The following is an 18,149-nucleotide window of genomic DNA, read 5'->3' on the forward strand; positions in this document are numbered from 1 at the left end:
AACCACCTTTTTATAGGCTAAACTATGTTCAAAGTTCAAGTAAGGTTCGCCTTGCTTGCTTTGTTACTTCCATTTCTACTTAATGCAACACCGCATATTCTCAAAGACGACATTCTAAATCCTCAAGCTGCAAAGCTGGTTGAAACGATGGCAGGTGAACTGCTGCAAAAAACAGGAATAAACGGTTATGTGGTCGCAACGAACGAACATTTTCCCACGGGGTTCAATCTCGTAGCGTACAGTAAGAAGTATGAAGCCAACATGAGCAAGCCCTATGTAATGTTGATCTTCGCTCCACAAGCGAAGATCACTCAAAAGTCTGAAGAGACAGGACGCGTGGCACTTATACCGTCTGATAAAGCAGTAGCTGCTTTTTACGACAAAAGTGATGTGATGGATGCAACGATTGATATCGTTGCAACTAAAGACAAAAATACCAAAAACGACAAATATAATATCGGCGTGGTACAAGGATTTTCGGAACTGGCAGACCAGATCGCAGAAAGCAAGCATGTGAAAATGACCACGACCATGCCCAATGAGACACGTACTATCATCAGGGTACTCCAGGTGATTGTGATTATCGGTGCAATTCTGGTTTTGTGGGTATTTATGTTAAGACCGATATGGATGAGGATAAAAAATGGCAAAAGAGAATAAAGAGAAGACCTACTGGCCTCATATGATAGTAGGTTTTCTACTCATAGGGATCACCCTTGGATATTGGACGGTGAAGCATGCCACCTCCCTGCCGGTACAGGAAGAGAACGAGTATATGCTCAAATACCAGAAGGCCGATATGAATATCAATGAAATTCTTGAAAAACAGAAGGCCTTCGATAAAAAGTACAAGATCATTATCTCAGATGTTGAAATGCTCCCAGTGAAGAAAAACGAGGTGCTTCATAGAAAGCAGAAGCCACAGGTAAAACTTGCCAAAGGTAAAAACACTTTTTCTTATGAAGTAGTTAATGTAAAAAATGCAGATGTACCCGATGCCAATGTGAGCTTTCTTCTGACGCGTCCACATACCAAAGTGGATGATGTTATGATAGAGACAGTTCCTTTTTCAGACGGAAAGTACAGAGTAACGGTTTCTGTTGAAAAACCGGGACGCTACGTGCTCCGCTTTAGAGCCAGGATCGGTGAGGCTGTCGGCTATTCCGATACACCGGCTTATCTTAAGCCCTAATGCCAAAAAATGGCAGGCGCTCGCCTGCCATACAAAGATACAGGTTTTCTCTGACAATTTGACATATTTTTAGGTTTTATAGTCACTCTGTGATATACTTTTCCCATGAATCAATTACATATCTACCCCACTTCCAGAGCTTTGAGAACCGTAAGCCAGTCATTGAAAAACTCTGATGGATTCCTCCCGACACTGATGCGAATGGATGAGTTTGAAAAACGGGCAGTACTTGTGGAAGAAAGAACACAGGCCGACCCCCTTCAACGTATACTTTTTCTTAAAGAAGCTTCACGGTTCGACAGTTTTGAAACATTGAAGGTCGATCGTGACCTGGTACGTTTTTTCAGTAAAAGTGACGCACTTTTTAAGTTCTTTGAGGAACTTTCTGCCGAGCATGTGGATTATGATACTTTGGTCCAGGCAGATGCCTATGCGGAATTTGACAAACACCTTGAAACATTGGAACAGTTGCAAAGGCGCTACAAAGAGTTGCTTGAGGCAAAGGGTCTGACAGATCGGATGTTCATCCCACAGTGTTACACTCTAAATGAAGGCTTTGTCAAAGTGTATGAGAAGATTGAGGTATTTCTTGAAGGATATCTGAGCCGTTTTGAACTTGAACTGTTGGAGAAGATAGCGAAACATACACAGCTGATCATCCATTATACAACAAGTACTTTCAACCAGAAGATGTTGGAGCGTTTTGAAGCCTTTGGTATTGAACTGCAGCCCAACAGGGAAGTTACTTTCGATCTTGGAAACAGACGTATTTTGAGCGACCATCCCGATACGCTGTCCATAGAAGCTTCTGTCTACAGTGTTGAGGAGCGTGATGAACAGGTCGCTCTGGCCTTTATGAAGATAGAAGAGATGGTACAGTCGGGCATTTCCCCTGAAGAGATCGTCCTGATCCTGCCCGATGAAGAATTCAAAAAACACTTTATGCTCTTTGATACACATAACAATCTGAACTTTGCTATGGGGTACGATTATGCAAACGGACGTATCTACCGGTCGCTGGATGCACTGTATCGCTACTGGCAGCGGCATGACAGGGAAAGTGTCAGTCTGATAGAACGTTACGGCCTTCTGAAAGAGAAGATCGACAGTGTCAGTAAGACAGCACAGACAGGTGTGGAAAACTTTTTTGGATTTCTGGAGGAAATTGATCTGCTGGATGCAGAAAAACAGGAACGGGTAGAAGAGAAGTATCGGCATTTTCTTACACTTTTCCGGGATGAAACACTCACCTATAAAGAATGGCTTTTTCTCTGGCTCAAAACACTCTCGAAGATCACTCTGGATGATGTACGCGGAGGGAAGGTGACAGTCCTGGGGGTGCTGGAGACAAGGGGTGTCTCATTCAAAGGTGTGGTGATCGTGGATTTCAATGAAGGTACGGTACCGGCATCGTCAAGTAAAGACATGTTCCTCAATTCGACGGTACGGACCTTTGCCGGGCTGCCGACACGACAAGACAGGGAAGCACTTCAGAAACAGTATTACAACCGTCTGCTGCAACAGGCAGAGAGTGCTGCTATCATTTACAGCAGTTCCGAGAGCAATCTGCCTTCAAAGTTTCTCTACGAGTTGGGTTTAGGCAAGGCCGAACGGCCCAAGGTACCACTTAGCCTCCTTTACGGCCATCCGTCACAGCTCAAAGCAGAGGAAGCCCCCGTCGTTGAAGCATTCGATGCGACTGCCCAAACCTGGTCGGCTTCGAGACTGAAGACCTGGCTGGAATGCAAGCGTAAATACTACTACCGCTATATCAAAAATATCAAGGCTAAAGAAGAGGATGAGCTTAATGAAGGTGCTTTCCTTCATACCCTGTTGGAGCAGCTTTACAAAGAACAGGACAGTTATGCAAGTGAAAAGGAGCTGACAAAGAGACTCCATGCGCTGATGGATGAGTTGCTGCTGGAAGAGGATGCAAAGAACCGTTACAGAAAACTGCTCTGGAGAGAAAAGCTCAAAGGTTTCGTAAAAAAAGAAATAGATCACTTCAAGGCAGAATGGCGTGTAGTGGAGAGGGAGCTTGAGGTCGTTGGCGAGATCGGCGGATTGAAGTTCAAAGGACGTATAGACCGTATTGACCAGAATGCAACCGATACACTGGTGCTTGACTATAAAAGTGGAAGGGTGGAAAAAGAGCCCAAAAAACTCAATCCTGAAAAGATCAGTGATTTTCAGATGAGTATTTACCGCCAACTGCTCCAAAACAGATATCAGAATATCTCTCTGGCTTTCGTCAATATACTGGAAAAAGGAGAGAAACAACAGGTCACTCTGCTTGAAGAGAGAAACGCCCTTTTGGCAGAACATATCATTGACCTAAAGCAGACAAAAAGTTTTGTGGCAGAAAAATGTGATGATCTCCAGAAATGTACCTACTGTGAATTTGCCCTGATGTGTGGAAGAGGGGAGTATCTGTAATGGAAGTGAAGACTTCAGTCTCACCAAAAAAATATAGCTTCAGGGAGAAGTCAATGAAACAGGGGGGACACTTAAACCTTCCTCATATTGATATGAAAGGATATTATCAGTTTATTACTTTCAGAATAAAAGAAAGTATAGACAGTTATCTGAAGCAACTGTATGCAAACAAGTATGACAGTGAAAAAATAAAACAGTATAAAATGGACCAGTATCTGGATAAAAGCATCAATGGAGCTTTTTTAAACGGTAGTCTGATACAGGAAATACAAAACTATTATTTTAATCATCACGGTAAAGAGTTTGATTTATATGCTGTGACTATTATGCCAAATCATATTCATGCATTGGTAAAACAAAAAAGTTCATTAAGTGATATTGTCAGAATTCTTAAAGGCGGTTCAGCTCATATTATCAATAAAAGATTGAACAGAACGGGTAAGGTATGGTCAAGCGATTATTTTGATAAGGTAATAAGAGATGAAAAACACTTTCAAATTACATATGAGTACATTAAACACAATGCTTTCAAAGCAAAACTGGAAGATGCAAAGGAAAGGTTTTATGGTTATTTTGAATAAAATGAGAGAGGTGGAACTAAAGTTTCCACTTCCATGTATGTGGATAAAATTATGAGTTTTAAACCTTTTTTGGCCTATTCGGCATCTGCGGGGAGTGGTAAGACTTTTGCGCTCTCTGTACGCTACATCTCTCTGCTTTTTATGGGAGAGCCTGCAGGAAGCATACTGGCAGCGACATTTACGAACAAGGCGGCAGCAGAGATGCGGCAGCGTGTGGTGGATTCACTGCGTCACCTTGGGGAGAACAAGGCATTCCTCGATGCCATTGAGGTAGAGACAGGGATGAGCAGGGACGTACTGTTCCGGAAACAGCCGGAAGTCTTGAAACGATTTCTTTCCTCTACATCCCATATTGTGACACTGGACAGTTTTTTCTCGAAGATCCTGCGTTCTGCCTCTCTGGAACTTGGACTTGAGCCTGATTTTGTGACTAAGGAACAGCCCAAGGAAGAGCTGGAGAAACATTTTCTGGATGAAGTAGATGCGAACGGTATGCTTTCCGATCTGGTGAAACTGGCCATGGACATTGAAGATAAACGCTTCAAGAAGATATTTGACCTAATGCAGAACTTCTACAAGGTCGATCCGCTGCTTCCTGCTCAGTCAGAAGTGACACTTTCCATAAGCAAAGAGGAAGAGGCCTGTGAAATACTGCGTCTGGAAATGCTCAAGGCACTTGAAAATGCCGGTGCGCCTGACCGCTGTCTGAAGCAGTTCGATACCAAAAACACTAAAGAACTGTTCAACAAAAAGCTGTTTGAGAAGGAGACGCTGGGTGAGCATTCCTGGTACAAAAAAATAGCCAACGGGGAGATCGAAGCTGTTTATGCCGCACTTAAACAGAGGCTGCTGCTTTGGGCAAAAGCTAAAGAAATGGTTGTACTGCATCATCTCTTCAGTATCTATGATTATTACAAAAATGCAACGATCACGAATGCAAGAAATTCGGGGGTGCTTACCTTTAATGACCTGAGCTATTTTACCTACCGGCTTTTGCAGGAAATGCCTTCGAGTGAGTTCCTGTACTTCAAGATCGATGCAAAGTTCAGACATATTCTTCTCGATGAATTTCAGGACACCTCTACACTGCAGTTCCTGCTGCTCAAACCGCTTATCGACGAGATTTTTTCCGGACAGGGGCAGAGTGATTTCAAGTCCTTCTTCTATGTGGGAGATACCAAGCAGTCACTGTACCGTTTTCGTGGTGGGGTGGAAGAGCTCTTTGACAAGATCGCCCAGAGATATGGTGTGCAGATCGAACAGATGGACACCAACTACCGAAGCAGCAGGTATGTAGTGGAACAGGTAAACCTCTGGTTCAAAGATACGATGGAGGGCTACGTGCCCCAAAAAAGCAAAACGGATGCAAGTGAGGGATATGTAGAGGTCTTTGAGTCCGAAGAGATCATTGACGATGCAGTTGTGCAGGCACAACGTCTTCTGGAACTTGGGGTCGACGTAGATGACATAGTATTCCTGGTCAGTACCAACAAGGATGGGCAGAATCTGCAGGAGGCCTGTGAAAAAGAGGGTATTCATACACTGCTGAAAACCTCCTCCTCTTTGAAGAATGTACCGAAGGTCGCTGCGCTGGTCGCTATGGTTTCCTATCTGTTCGGTGGGGAGAAGATCGATGCGGAAGCGATGCTCCTGAAGGTGGGCAAGACACTTGATCGAATCGATCTTGAGTGGTTCTCTGTTTTTATGAGCCCGTTGCAGATCGTGGACAGGCTGATACGGGAATTCGGCTACTTCGACAATGACCGCAATATGCTCAAACTATTGGAGTTCGCCTCATCGTTTTCGGATATCCCTACATTTTTGGATGAGTTTAGAACCTCGAGTATTTCTGTGGCGGCCCACTCCATTCATGGTGCGAATATCATGACGATCCATGGTTCAAAAGGGCTGGAGTTTGAATATGTGATCGTGCTGGACAAGCTGACGCGTCCCAACAGTGATAAAGCCCCGCTTATCTTCCATTACAATGATGATCTCCATATTGACCAGATACTCTACCGAACACAGAACAGGGAACACTTCGATGGCAACTATGCAAGGATTATGGAGGAGAGAAGGGCTTCTTCTCTCAAGGATAGAAAAAATGTGCTCTATGTGGCATTGACCCGTGCGGTGGAGGGATTGATCGTTATTAAGAAGCCGGAAGGGTCCATTTTCGATGAGATCAATATCTTTCCGATAAAGATCGGAGAGATAAGCGTTAAGTGTCCAGTATTGGGTGTCAAGGAAGAGAAGAGCAGGGGGAGCGAAGTAGTATCGGTGACTATTTCTGATTACGGTACACAGGAGGTTGGTACGAAAGAGGATGAGGAAGAGAAAGACTACGAAGCGATCCTTTTTGGTACGGCACTGCACTACACGCTGGAGATCATGGGAGATTTTGATGAGCAAAGCCTGAAATCAGCCTTGGTCTCTCTACGGAACCGTTACGGACAGCTTTTGGGCCATGAAGGTTTGGCCCAGATCGAAAAACGGGTCAGGTCTTTGATTGAAAATGAAACATTCCAGGCACTCTTGAACGAGGCAAAGATCATGAAAGAGCAGTCGCTCTCTTTTGAAGGGGAACTGAAACAGATTGACCTGCTTCTGGAATATGACGACCATATGCTGGTGATCGATTACAAGAGTTCGAAGAAGTATGCCCTGAAGCATCAGGCTCAGGTCAATTACTATAAAAGAGCGATCGAAAAAATTGCAAAAAAGCCGACTGAGGGGATGATCATTTATCTTTTGGAAGATAAAATTGAGATAGTAAACTTAAAATAAACTGAATTTAAATAAATTTTAAGATTAAGTGGGTACAATCCGTCCACAAAAAGATTTGCTTTGCAGATTTTTATCTAAAACAAGGACAACCATCATGAAAATGACAAAGGTACTAAAACCTTCCGAAGTACAGCGTGACTGGGTTTTGATCGATGCTGAAGGTAAAACTTTCGGTCGTATCCTGACTGAAGTCGCTACACTTCTAAGAGGTAAACACAAGCCATCATTCACACCAAACGTAGACTGTGGTGATTACGTAGTGATCATCAATGCGGAAAAAGCGAAATTCACAGGTGTCAAACTTGAGGATAAAGAGTATTTCACTCACTCAGGCTACTTTGGTTCAACCAAAAGTAAAAAACTGGGCGATATGCTTGAGAACCACACAGAGAAACTTTACAAGCTTGCTGTAAGAGGTATGCTGCCAAAGACAACTCTTGGTAGACAAATGCTTAAAAAACTGAAAGTATATGCCGGTGCAGAGCACCCACATACTGCACAAATTAACAAGGAAGCGTAATCATGGCGACTATTTATGCAACAGGAAAAAGAAAAGCGGCTATCGCTAAAGTTTGGTTGACACCAGGTAACGGTGAAATGCTAATTAACGGTAAAACACTTGACCAATGGTTGGGTGGACACGAAACACTTAAAATGAAAGTAAGACTTCCTCTTGAAGCGACTAAGCAGCTTGAGTCTATGAACGTAAAAGCGACTACACTCGGTGGCGGTTACTCTGCACAGGCAGATGCATTGAAGCACGGTATCACCAAAGCATTGGTTGAATTCGAGCCGTCTTTCAGAGCGATCTTGAAGCCTATGGGTCTTCTTACTCGTGACTCAAGAGTGGTTGAGCGTAAGAAACCAGGTAAGAAAAAAGCGAGAAGATCTCCACAGTTCTCAAAAAGATAATCGGTACTTTCCGTTATCTCTTCTGTTCAGGCCCTTCGGGTTTGGCAGAAACTCCTTCTATCTATTTCCCTTTCTATTCAAATTCAATTCAAAAATATGTTAGTATGCGAATGTTATTTCTACTTTTTTAGAAAAAGTAGAGCAAAAAGCGTCACTTCACAAGCGTGCTGACGATACTACAGCTACAGCGTGTTTGCTCTGCAAAATATGCACGCTTTCGTATTGGCACGCCCAGTGCTCAGTGACAAAGTTGTTATGCAGTATGTATTTTATGAGGAGACAATATGACCATATGGAAATATGAAGAGAGTAAAGAGACGCACCGTTTGGTGAAGATATACAAAGAGGATCACGGTGAGGGTGAATATATGGGTGATCTGGATGAAGAAAGTATCAAGAAGATGATACTTGAGATTAAGCCTGATATCGATATCGCTCAGGCTTACGGGACGCTGGCATATTTTGGGATGCTGCCTATCCTGGTGACGAAAAAGTCTTCCTAATAGGGGTTGACCAGGAAGTAGGCGCCTATGGCGAAGGCCAGGGCGGCAACGGTGCGTTTGACCATTACCCCTATGTTGTTCCCTATCTGACAGGAGCTGCATTGTTTATATTTTTTGGCTTCGTACTGCGCATAGAAGAAAAAGCCTATCATCAACACAATGATGAGCGGGAATGCGATCTTGTCGAAGGTATAGATGTTCTCTACGGTCTCTTTTGAAAATTTGAAAAGCGGTGTCAAAAGAGAGAGTCCCATCAGGATGAGAAGTTTGTCTGTAAAACTGACAAAATAGTCTTTTCTTGAGAAAGTAGGGCAGACATCATCTGTCTGAGGCATGAGCCCTTTCCCTGCCAGAGCATCGAGTATCTTCTCTCTGGTATTTTTGTCTACCTTGTCGAGTATGTTTCCGCCAAAGGTAATATCTATCTTTCTCTGCAGTGTCGCAGCAAGTTCCCTATCTTCGATGTCTTCGTAATGTACCTGTCCGTTACGGTCTTCATACACCAGTTTTATCTTCCCGTAACGCGGGATGGTGACCGTCACATCCGGGTAATGGATGCTGCTCTCTTCGGAGTCGAAAAGGTCTTCATTCTTGATGATACGCGGATTGATATATTCGTGATACTCCTCCCCCTCTTTGATAAGAATAATATTGTAGGGATAGGCGATCTGCATAGCAGCCATAGCTTTGATGTCATGTGCCAGCATTGTATCGCGCATATCTTCCAATACGTCCCAGAGCGTTTGGTTGAAAGAACGTACATCCGTTGAGGTGCAGTTCATTCTGTCGTCGGGGTAGATAACCAGTTTTTGTACCATAGTGTCTTCTTTTTCTTTATTGTGAAACAGAATGGAAATCGAAATTCTATTTTAAAATAAGGAAAGTTTGGATATCTTCACTCCCCCAAAAAAGAGGAATGCGGATAGGAGATTAACCGTGGCTTTTTCTAACAACAATGATCATCTTGATATTGATCGCGATGAATCTGATGAATTGCCAGATAAGGCAGGTTCTCATGAACTTGACAAATCCTGTGGGAACCATGGTTGTAAAGTTCTGATCATAAGGTTTAACTGTTTCTTCAATTCTTTGCATGTCTTTCCTTTTTATTAATTTATCTTTTGGTATCCAAACATTGTTTGGATACCATTTTTCTCGCATAAAGCTTTAAACCGTTTTTACTCTGGGATGAGAGTCCAGCCTGGCTTGAGTTTTGCTTTATAGATGAACAGGTGATGCAGGATATGTTTGATCCAGTGCCCTGCAAGTCCGATCTCACCAAAGGTATAGTCAAGGTCGCGGCCAAGTCCCGGATATTTCTCGAAGTCAGGAACGACAGGATAAACGGTCAATGCTGCAGCCGTACCGTCTGTAAGACCTTTACCTGCAGATGCAACACATGCTGCACCCATTTCCGCCATGGAGGCTTCATGAAGGTGTGCGTCAGGACCTTTTTTGATCAGGTCTGTTACCGAGTGTGCTACATTTTTACCGATGATACCTGAAGGCATACCTGTTCTTGGCGGTGTCGGGTTGATCGGTGTACCGTTCACTGATGACATCGGCTTGGAGATCAGGTGCGGAGGTGCGAATGCAATACCGCATGCGAACATATTTGAATATGTCGGATTCTGATACGTTCTTGGCCAGTCAGACGCTTTCCAGTTCTCGTAGGCACCAGCATCATACTTCGCATCGACTTTCATGAAGCCGTTCGGTGCGAAGATCGTGTCAGTGATGTCTGAACCGTCTTTATCGTATGCTTTGAGCCCCACACCGGCAAATGGCGGAATGAGCATTGCAAAATCGAACTCTTCTTCTCCGGTCGAACCATCAAGAAGTTCGTAGTGTGCCTTTCCTGCTTCAACTTTGGAGACATGTGCTCCAATGATCCAAGGGATCCCTCTTTCAGAATAAAGAGATTCGGCAAAAAGTCTTGAAGAGGCAGCATAACCCCCACGTTTCATATGTAGACCACCGATACCGAAGTCACCGAGGAATGATTCGTTGGAGATCCACTTGATCTCAAGATTGTCTCTGACGCCTGCTTTGTTCGCTTCGTGCTCGATGTTGAAGATATATTCGAACGCGGCACCCTGACAGGTACACATACCGTGACCGGTACCGACAAGAATTTTCTGCTTCTCTGTTTTTGCCTTTTCGAAGACCTTCTTGAGCTCAAGATTCGCATGTACCGCATGGTCCGCTGTACAGACAGAAACAGTGTGACCTTCATCCAAACCAGGTGTTGCACCGAAGTTCAGTTTTGGACCTGTAGCATTGATGAGGTAATCATAAGTAATTTCTTCGGTCTGCCCCTCTTTGCCCTGTCCTGTATATTCGATCGTGATATATTCTTTGTCACTCTTCTCTCCACCATTTGGATGAATGGAAACTGCTTTTGCCTGTCTGAAATCGATACCTGCTTTTTCATACACGGGTGCCAGGGGGAAGACAACTTCCTCCTTGCTCATCTGACCTACACCTACCCATATATTTGATGGAATCCAGTTCCATTGTGAATTTGGAGTTACAACCACTACTTCGTGCTCGTCACCCAGCCAATCTTTTGCAAATGTTGCAGCAGTGTGTCCTGAGACGCCACCACCCATAACTACTAATCGTGCCATATCCTTCCTTCTTAATTAATTTTTAGACAATTACATTTTAGGCCAAGCTCATTTAAAACTAAATTAAACTTCACAATTCAATTATGATTATAATCAGTTATTATGGTTTAAATTATGTTCAGTGAAAAAAAATGATTTTTTCATCAAACTACTGATCTTACTCATCAAATAAACTGATGAAATAAGGAGTTATTATGCCCTATTTAATTTTGTATATCATTCTATAGAAAAATATGCTAAAATCCTTCACTATTTACTATATTATTGAAGGAATGATTTTTACGAATGTATAGGTACTTTTTTTCTCTTCTGTTACTGTTGGGTTTTTCTACATCACTGCAGAGTACCGTCTGGAACAGCCCCCACGAAGTGAATAAAGTGAAAAGCAATACACTCTTTTCCGCTTTTTCCCTGCCACCCAAACGGCTTGATCCCGTTATCTCCTACAATGCCAACGAATGGGCCTTCATCGGACAGATCTATGAACCGCCATTGCAGTACAATTATCTGAAACGTCCCTATGAACTCGAACCGTTGACATTGACCAAAATGCCTCTGGTGCGTTACCTGGATGCGAACGGTACAGAGGTGGATGAGAACAGCAGCAGTGTCGCCTTTACACAATATGAACTGAACCTGAGAGATGATATCCGTTATCAGGACCATCCCGCTTTTGTCAAAAATGAAAAAGGGGAACTGCTCTATGGCCATCTGGATGAAAAAGCATTGGCATCCATCGACTCTCTAAAAGATTTCAAAAAGCAGTCAACACGCAGGCTCAAAGCGGAAGATTATGCCTATGCCATCAAACGGATGGCAGTCAGGCAGAACCACTCACCCATACTTGATACGATGACAGAATATATTGTTGGATTGAATACCTTTTCCAAAAAGATCAGCAAAATCGCCCAGGAGAAAAAGGAGAAAGAGGAACGGCTGGACCTTAGACCTTACCATATAGAAGGTGTCCGGGCAGTCGATGAGAATACACTGGTCATCACGATCAAGGGACGCTATCCACAATTTCTCTATTGGCTTTCGATGAACTTTTTTGCCCCCATCCCCTGGGAGGCGGATCTTTTCTATCAGCAAAAGGGGCTTATCGCCAAAAATATGACACTGAACTGGTATCCTGTGGGTACGGGTGCCTATTATCTGGCCGAGAACAACCCCAACAGAGTGATGCGGCTCAAAGCCAATCCCAATTTTCATGAGGAGCGCTACCCGGCATTGGATAAAGAATCGGCCAAAGCTGAAGGTATCGATGTGTCGCTTCTCAAAGATGCAGGGAAAAAACTCCCCTTCATCGATGAGATCATCTATTCGCTTGAAAAAGAGAATATCCCTCTGTGGAACAAGTTTCTGCAGGGATATTATGATGCTTCGGGTATTTCCTCGGAAGCCTTTGACCAGGCAGTACAGATTTCCGCTTCGGGTACTATGGGCCTGAGTGAGGAGATGCGAAAAAAAGGGATAGAACTGAAGGGTTCCGTACAGCCTTCCATCTTCTATATGGCATTCAATATGGTCGATCCTGTGGTGGGAGGCTACTCCGAATCTGCCAGAAAACTGCGTCAGGCGATCAGTATCGCGCAGAACCAGGAAGAGTATATCTCCATTTTCATGAATGAACGCGGTATCCCGGCACAGGGACCCATTCCTCCCGGTATTTTCGGATATGAAGAAGGTGAAGCGGGGACCAACAAGGTGGTCTATGACTGGAAAGAGGGCAAAAGGGTCAGAAAGCCGCTTTCTGTGGCCAAAAGATTGTTGGCCGAGGCGGGCTATCCCGGAGGCATTTCGTCAAAGACAGGCAAGCAGCTGAAACTCTTTTACGATTCGACGGCTACAGGTCCAGATGATCGGGCACTGATGGACTGGAGGCGCAAGCAGTTTGCCAAACTGGGGATCCAGCTGGTGATCCGTGCTACGGACTATAACCGTTTTCAGGACAAGATCAGAAAAGGAAAAACGCAGATATTCTCCTGGGGATGGAATGCGGACTATCCCGACCCGGAAAACTTTCTTTTTTTATTGTATGGAGGCAATGCTTCGGTCGATACCAACGGGGCGGGGATCAACAGTTCCAACTACAAGAATCCTGAATTTGACAGCCTTTTCAATGAGATCAAAACAATGAAGAATACGTCTGAGAGAAAAGCGAAGATAGAGAAGATGGTTCAGATCGCCAGAGAGGATGCCCCCTGGGTCTGGGGTTTTCACCCCAAGTCGCTTGCACTCTCACATCAGTGGTTCCGGAATGTGCTGCCCAATGCCATGGCGAACAATACGTTAAAATACAAAAAGATCGATGCGGCACTCCGGGCCAAAAAACAGCAGGAGTGGAACCAGCCGGTGATCCTGCCTCTGGTACTGCTCCTTGTCTTTGTGCTGCTGATGGCCTGGCTGCTCTATCGTGCCTATAATAACCGACAGAAAACTGTGATAAGAAAGAGGGAGAAGTAAATGCTGGCTTATATTTTGCGTAGAATATTGTACGCCATACCGATCCTGATCGGGGTGAACCTCATTACCTTCGTACTCTTTTTCATGATCAACAGCCCTGATGATATGGCGCGGGCACAGCTCGGTGCCAAACAGGTTACACCACAGATGATAGAGGCATGGAAAGTGGAAAAGGGATATGACAAACCGCTTTTTCTCAATCCGAAAGCTACAGGTGTCGAAAAGATCAGTGACACGCTTTTTATGCAGGAGTCTCTGAAACTCTTCGCCTTTGATTTTGGTTTTTCAGATGCCAACCGGGATATCGGTTCGGATATCAAAGAGCGTATGGGGCCGAGTCTTGCCATCGCCCTGCCTACTTTTTTTATTGCCCTGGTCACCAATATATCGCTGGCGCTTCTACTGGTGCTCTTCAGAGGATCTGTACTCGATACCAGTATGATGGTCATTGCCGTGATGATCATGTCGATCTCCGGACTCTTTTACATCATTGCCGGACAGGTACTCTTCTCCAAGGTCTGGCACTGGGTGCCTATATCTGGCTATGAACCGGGATGGAGTGCCGTCAAATTCGTGATACTCCCTGTGATCATAGGGGTCTTTGCAGGTATGGGGGCTGGTGTACGCTGGTATAGAAGTATCTTTCTGGAGCAGATGAATCAGGACTATGTCCGTACTGCAAGGGCCAAAGGGCTCTCAGAGATCTCCGTGCTTTTCAAACATGTGCTTAAGAACGGAATGCTGCCAATTCTGACCGGCGTTGTCGTGGTGATCCCCTCACTCTTCATGGGAAGTCTTGTCATGGAGTCTTTCTTCGGCATTCCCGGTCTTGGTTCCTACACCATCGATGCCATCAACTCACAGGATTTTGCCATCGTCAAAGCAATGGTCTTTCTGGGATCGGTACTCTACATTGTCGGACTTATCCTGACGGATATCTCCTATACGCTGTTCGATCCGAGGGTGAAGCTCTCATGAATCTGACACTGCTCTGGACCGATATTATGGTATGGATACTGATCTTTGCACTCATAGGGTGGGGATGGGTAGTCTCGCGGTCGCCGCAGGTTAAAAAACAGTGGCATACTATTTTCAGGTCACGTATTGCGATGGCATCTGCGATCGTCCTGCTTTTCTATCTCTCTTTCGCGCTGCTGGATTCGGTGCATATGCGCCATACAGTACAGGACAAGAGCGGACATGCCGCTTCTGCGGAAGTTCACTACAAAGGTGAAATGGTCAGTCTGCTGGACCTTCTTTTTGCCCACACTATTGAACATACGGAACGTACCTACTCAGCACCGTTCGCCACGCATGAGTATGCCAAGTCCATCGTGGTGGATGAAAAGGACAATGTGACACGTCAGGCGTATCTGCCTTTGAAATATGTCAATATCCCTGCGGGAGAGTCTGAAATGGAGGATATCGTCCGGCGATCGCTGGGGGCGATCGGGCTTGGTCTGTTTGTAAGTCTGATACTGGTCTTCCTGCATTTGTTATTGAAAGGAAAAGAACGCTTCGGTGAAAAAGTGCGTTATGTCTGGCGGGGAGAGACAGAACTTCCCTGGAGAACGGCATATCTTACTTTCCTGCTGCTGACCGTTACCTTCGTATGGCTCTATGTGCTTAGCTACCATTACCATGTTCTGGGTACGGATAAAGTGGGCGGTGATGTTTTCTACCAGAGTCTTAAAAGTATCCGTACCGGAGTTCTCATAGGCATATTGACCACACTGGTAATGCTGCCCGTCTCTATCGTTCTGGGAATTTCTGCGGGATTCTTCGGAGGCTGGATAGACGATATCATACAGTATATCTATACCACGCTCAATTCCATTCCGGGTGTCCTGCTCATTGCTGCTGCCGTACTGGTGATGCAGGTGATGATGGACAATCACCCCCAGTGGTTCGAGACTACGCTGGAGCGTTCGGACCTCAGACTACTCTTTTTGATCATGATCCTGGGAGTAACAAGCTGGACAGGGCTGTGCCGTCTGCTGCGTGCCGAGACGCTGAAGATCTCACAGGTAGAGTTCGTGACTGCTGCCAAAGCTTTTGGTGTGAGTAAATGGAAGATCATCTTCAGGCATATTATGCCAAACCTGATGCACATCATTCTCATCTCTGTGGTACTGGACTTCTCCGGACTTGTCCTGGCCGAAGCAGTACTCTCTTACGTAGGTGTCGGGGTAGATCCGACTATGTACAGCTGGGGAAATATGATCAACCAGGCCCGACTGGAGATGGCAAGAGAACCGATGGTGTGGTGGTCACTCTTCTCGGCTTTCATTTTCATGTTCATTCTGGTCCTGGCAGCCAATTTGCTCTCCGACCGCGTACAGACCGTACTTGACCCGAGGAACAAGTCATGAGTACTATACTGAGTGTAGAAAACCTGAGTCTTGTCATAGCTAAAGAGCAGCTTTTGCGCTCTGTCAGCTTCGAGATCAAAGAGGGAGAGATCTTTGCACTGGTCGGAGAATCCGGTAGCGGGAAATCGCTGACCTCATTGGCCATTATGCGGCTGCTTCCTGACAGCATCAATGTAGTTACGGGAGATATCAGACTCAAAGAACATTCTCTTTTTGACATTACGGAGTCGCAGATGCAGAAGATCAGGGGCAAGTCCATAGCGATGATCTTTCAGGAGCCTATGTCTGCGCTCAACCCGGTGATGACAGTAGGAGAGCAGGTGGCTGAAGTGATCCGACTGCATCTGGGACTCACAAAAGAAGCGGTAAAAAAGAAAGTGATCTCCCTCTTTGATGAGGTGGGCATCAAAGACCCTTCAGAGCGTTATTTCTGGTATCCGCATCAGCTATCCGGTGGGCAGAAACAGCGTGTAATGATCGCAATGGCACTGGCATGTGAACCTGATCTGCTGATCGCCGATGAACCTACAACAGCACTGGATGTAACAATACAGGCACAGGTGCTCTCTTTGCTAAAGCAGATCAGGGAGAAGAGAAAACTTTCCATACTCTTCATTACCCATGACATGGGGGTAGTCGCACAGATGGCGGACAGGATCGCCGTAATGAAAGAGGGAGAGTTGCTTGAAACAGCACCCCGTGATACATTTTTTGAGCAGCCCAAACATCCCTATACGCAGCGGCTTCTGAAAGATGCCATTGCGATGCAGGCGAAAGAGACCGGAGAAGAAGGAGAAACAACACTGCTTAAAGTCAAAGACCTAAAAGTCTATTTTCCGATCAAAAAAGGTCTCTTGCAGCGTACGGTCGGGTATGTCAAAGCTGTGGATGGTGTCAACTTTGCCATACCCAAAGGCAAAACGCTTGCACTGGTAGGAGAATCGGGCAGCGGCAAGAGTACGATTGGCAAAGCCATTTTGCGTCTGCTGGATATCACAAAAGGGACCATAGCCTTCAGAGATGTGAATATTGCAGAATTGAATGAAGCGTCCCTGAAAGCCTACCGAAGTAAAATTCAGGTGGTTTTTCAGGATCCCTACTCGGCACTCAATCCCCGTATGACCATTGGTGAGATCATCCGTGAAGGGATGGTAAGCCTGAAGGTAGGCCCCAAAGAGAAAGAGGCTCAGGATATTCGTATAGGGGAACTGCTTGAAAAGGTAGGATTGAAAAAAGAGTATACCGAGCGTTATCCGCATGAGTTCTCCGGGGGTCAGCGACAGCGTATCGGTATTGCCAGAGCACTGGCGGTAGAACCTGAACTGATCATTTGTGATGAACCTACTTCTGCGCTGGATGTGACGGTAAGGTCACAGGTTCTTTCCCTGCTTAAAAAACTGCAGGATGACTTTGCTGTCTCCTACCTTTTCATTACCCATGACCTCTCCCTTATCCCCTCCATTGCAGACGAAGTGGCTGTCATGCAGGAGGGAAAATTGGTAGAGCAGGGACCTGTGGATGAGGTGATGCATAACCCTCAGCACGAATACACACGTACACTGCTCAAAGCCGTACCCAAGCCACCACCTATACAAAAAGAGGAATTATGACAAAAGAGACCATTATATTATTTGACCTTGACGGAACCCTGATCGATTCGACTGAAGCGATCCTTGAGAGTTTTACCGTTGCATTCAGCCATTTCGGCAAGGAGAGTCCTGCCGATGATCTCATTAAAGCGCAGATCGGGCACCCTCTGGACTGGATGTTCCTGAAGCTTGGGGTAGAAGAAGAGAAGATCTGGGATCATGTGGCAGCTTATAAGCAGCATTACCGAAAGATCAGCAAAGCCAAGACAACACTGCTTCCTTCTGCCAAAGAGGCGGTTCAAAAGGCTTCGGAGTTTGCTATACTCGGTGTGGTGACCACCAAGACGGCAGAGTATTCTATTGAGCTGCTCGAACATATGGGCTTGATGGATTATTTTGATGTATTGATAGGACGGGAGAACGTGGAACATCCCAAGCCGCATCCGGAACCTATCCACAAAGCATTGGAAAGGCTGCCCCGTACAGAAGGTGATATCTGGATGATCGGAGATACCTGTATGGACATGCATTCAGCTGAGTCGGCGAATATTAAGGGGGTTGCAGTAAGCTGTGGATATGGTACGGTTGAACAGCTGTCAAAATGTAGCGGTACCATATGCACAAATGCCTATGAGACCGTTACTTTCATAGCAAAGCAATAGCATGAAGTTAAAAAAATTA

At 45.2% G+C, this 18,149-nt stretch carries 16 protein-coding genes; 13 read left to right on the forward strand and 3 right to left on the reverse strand.

Annotation, left to right across the window (positions count from 1 at the left end):
• Positions 1 to 24 precede the first annotated feature (24 nt).
• The 8 genes from SUN_RS00970 (at position 25) to SUN_RS01005 (ending at position 8,411) form a co-directional block, all read left to right on the forward strand.
• Positions 25 to 660, forward strand: coding sequence for a hypothetical protein (locus SUN_RS00970; protein ID WP_011979876.1), 636 nt, complete (start codon positions 25 to 27; stop codon positions 658 to 660).
• On the forward strand, positions 644 to 1,192 hold the full coding sequence (locus SUN_RS00975) for a FixH family protein (RefSeq protein WP_011979877.1): 549 nt from the start codon (positions 644 to 646) through the stop codon (positions 1,190 to 1,192). Before SUN_RS00970 ends, SUN_RS00975 begins: the two co-directional genes overlap by 17 nt.
• Positions 1,193 to 1,297: 105 nt before the next feature.
• Positions 1,298 to 3,628: a PD-(D/E)XK nuclease family protein gene (locus tag SUN_RS00980; protein WP_011979878.1), complete on the forward strand. Its 2,331-nt coding sequence runs from the start codon at positions 1,298 to 1,300 to the stop codon at positions 3,626 to 3,628.
• Positions 3,629 to 3,681: 53 nt separating this feature from the next.
• Complete coding sequence (locus SUN_RS00985; protein ID WP_041672823.1) at positions 3,682 to 4,209, forward strand: transposase; 528 nt, start codon at positions 3,682 to 3,684, stop codon at positions 4,207 to 4,209.
• A gap of 51 nt (positions 4,210 to 4,260) precedes the next feature.
• Positions 4,261 to 6,996: a RecB-like helicase gene (locus SUN_RS00990; protein WP_011979880.1), complete on the forward strand. Its 2,736-nt coding sequence runs from the start codon at positions 4,261 to 4,263 to the stop codon at positions 6,994 to 6,996.
• Positions 6,997 to 7,096: 100 nt separating this feature from the next.
• Positions 7,097 to 7,516, forward strand: a complete 420-nt coding sequence (gene rplM / locus SUN_RS00995) for a 50S ribosomal protein L13 (RefSeq protein ID WP_148154734.1) — start codon at positions 7,097 to 7,099, stop codon at positions 7,514 to 7,516.
• Positions 7,517 to 7,518: 2 nt separating this feature from the next.
• Positions 7,519 to 7,908 carry a 30S ribosomal protein S9 gene (rpsI, locus tag SUN_RS01000; protein ID WP_011979882.1) on the forward strand — a complete coding sequence of 130 codons (390 nt, stop codon included), beginning with the start codon at positions 7,519 to 7,521 and terminating at the stop codon, positions 7,906 to 7,908.
• A gap of 284 nt (positions 7,909 to 8,192) precedes the next feature.
• Positions 8,193 to 8,411, forward strand: coding sequence for a hypothetical protein (locus tag SUN_RS01005; protein ID WP_041672644.1), 219 nt, complete (start codon positions 8,193 to 8,195; stop codon positions 8,409 to 8,411).
• On the opposite strand, the gene SUN_RS01010 is transcribed toward SUN_RS01005, so the two are convergent.
• From SUN_RS01010 to SUN_RS01015, 3 genes are all read right to left on the reverse strand, one after another.
• The gene (locus SUN_RS01010; protein ID WP_011979883.1) at positions 8,408 to 9,229 is read right to left on the reverse strand and encodes a peptide deformylase; all 822 of its coding nucleotides are present in this window, start codon (positions 9,227 to 9,229) and stop codon (positions 8,408 to 8,410) included. The two genes, SUN_RS01005 and SUN_RS01010, sit on opposite strands and share 4 nt — an antisense overlap.
• Before the next feature lie 112 nt (positions 9,230 to 9,341).
• Positions 9,342 to 9,506, reverse strand: a complete 165-nt coding sequence (locus tag SUN_RS13645; protein WP_011979884.1) for a hypothetical protein — start codon at positions 9,504 to 9,506, stop codon at positions 9,342 to 9,344.
• An 83-nt stretch (positions 9,507 to 9,589) separates the two neighbouring features.
• Positions 9,590 to 11,041: an NAD(P)/FAD-dependent oxidoreductase gene (locus SUN_RS01015; RefSeq protein ID WP_011979885.1), complete on the reverse strand. Its 1,452-nt coding sequence runs from the start codon at positions 11,039 to 11,041 to the stop codon at positions 9,590 to 9,592.
• Between the two features lie 285 nt (positions 11,042 to 11,326).
• On the opposite strand from SUN_RS01015, the gene SUN_RS01020 reads away from it, so the two are divergent.
• The 5 genes from SUN_RS01020 to SUN_RS01040 are packed head-to-tail and all read left to right on the forward strand — an operon-like array spanning position 11,327 to position 18,130.
• A complete protein-coding gene (locus SUN_RS01020) occupies positions 11,327 to 13,507 on the forward strand; it encodes an ABC transporter substrate-binding protein (protein ID WP_011979886.1) in 2,181 nt (726 codons plus the stop codon).
• The gene (locus SUN_RS01025) at positions 13,508 to 14,485 is read left to right on the forward strand and encodes an ABC transporter permease (RefSeq protein WP_011979887.1); all 978 of its coding nucleotides are present in this window, start codon (positions 13,508 to 13,510) and stop codon (positions 14,483 to 14,485) included.
• A complete protein-coding gene (locus tag SUN_RS01030; protein WP_011979888.1) occupies positions 14,482 to 15,879 on the forward strand; it encodes an ABC transporter permease in 1,398 nt (465 codons plus the stop codon). Before SUN_RS01025 ends, SUN_RS01030 begins: the two co-directional genes overlap by 4 nt.
• The gene (locus SUN_RS01035) at positions 15,876 to 17,489 is read left to right on the forward strand and encodes an ABC transporter ATP-binding protein (protein ID WP_011979889.1); all 1,614 of its coding nucleotides are present in this window, start codon (positions 15,876 to 15,878) and stop codon (positions 17,487 to 17,489) included. Before SUN_RS01030 ends, SUN_RS01035 begins: the two co-directional genes overlap by 4 nt.
• A complete protein-coding gene (locus tag SUN_RS01040) occupies positions 17,486 to 18,130 on the forward strand; it encodes an HAD family hydrolase (protein ID WP_011979890.1) in 645 nt (214 codons plus the stop codon). Before SUN_RS01035 ends, SUN_RS01040 begins: the two co-directional genes overlap by 4 nt.
• Positions 18,131 to 18,149 lie beyond the last annotated feature (19 nt).

The sequence above is a fragment of the Sulfurovum sp. NBC37-1 genome (genome assembly GCF_000010345.1).
In the GTDB taxonomy this organism is placed as follows: Bacteria; Campylobacterota; Campylobacteria; order Campylobacterales; family Sulfurovaceae; genus Sulfurovum.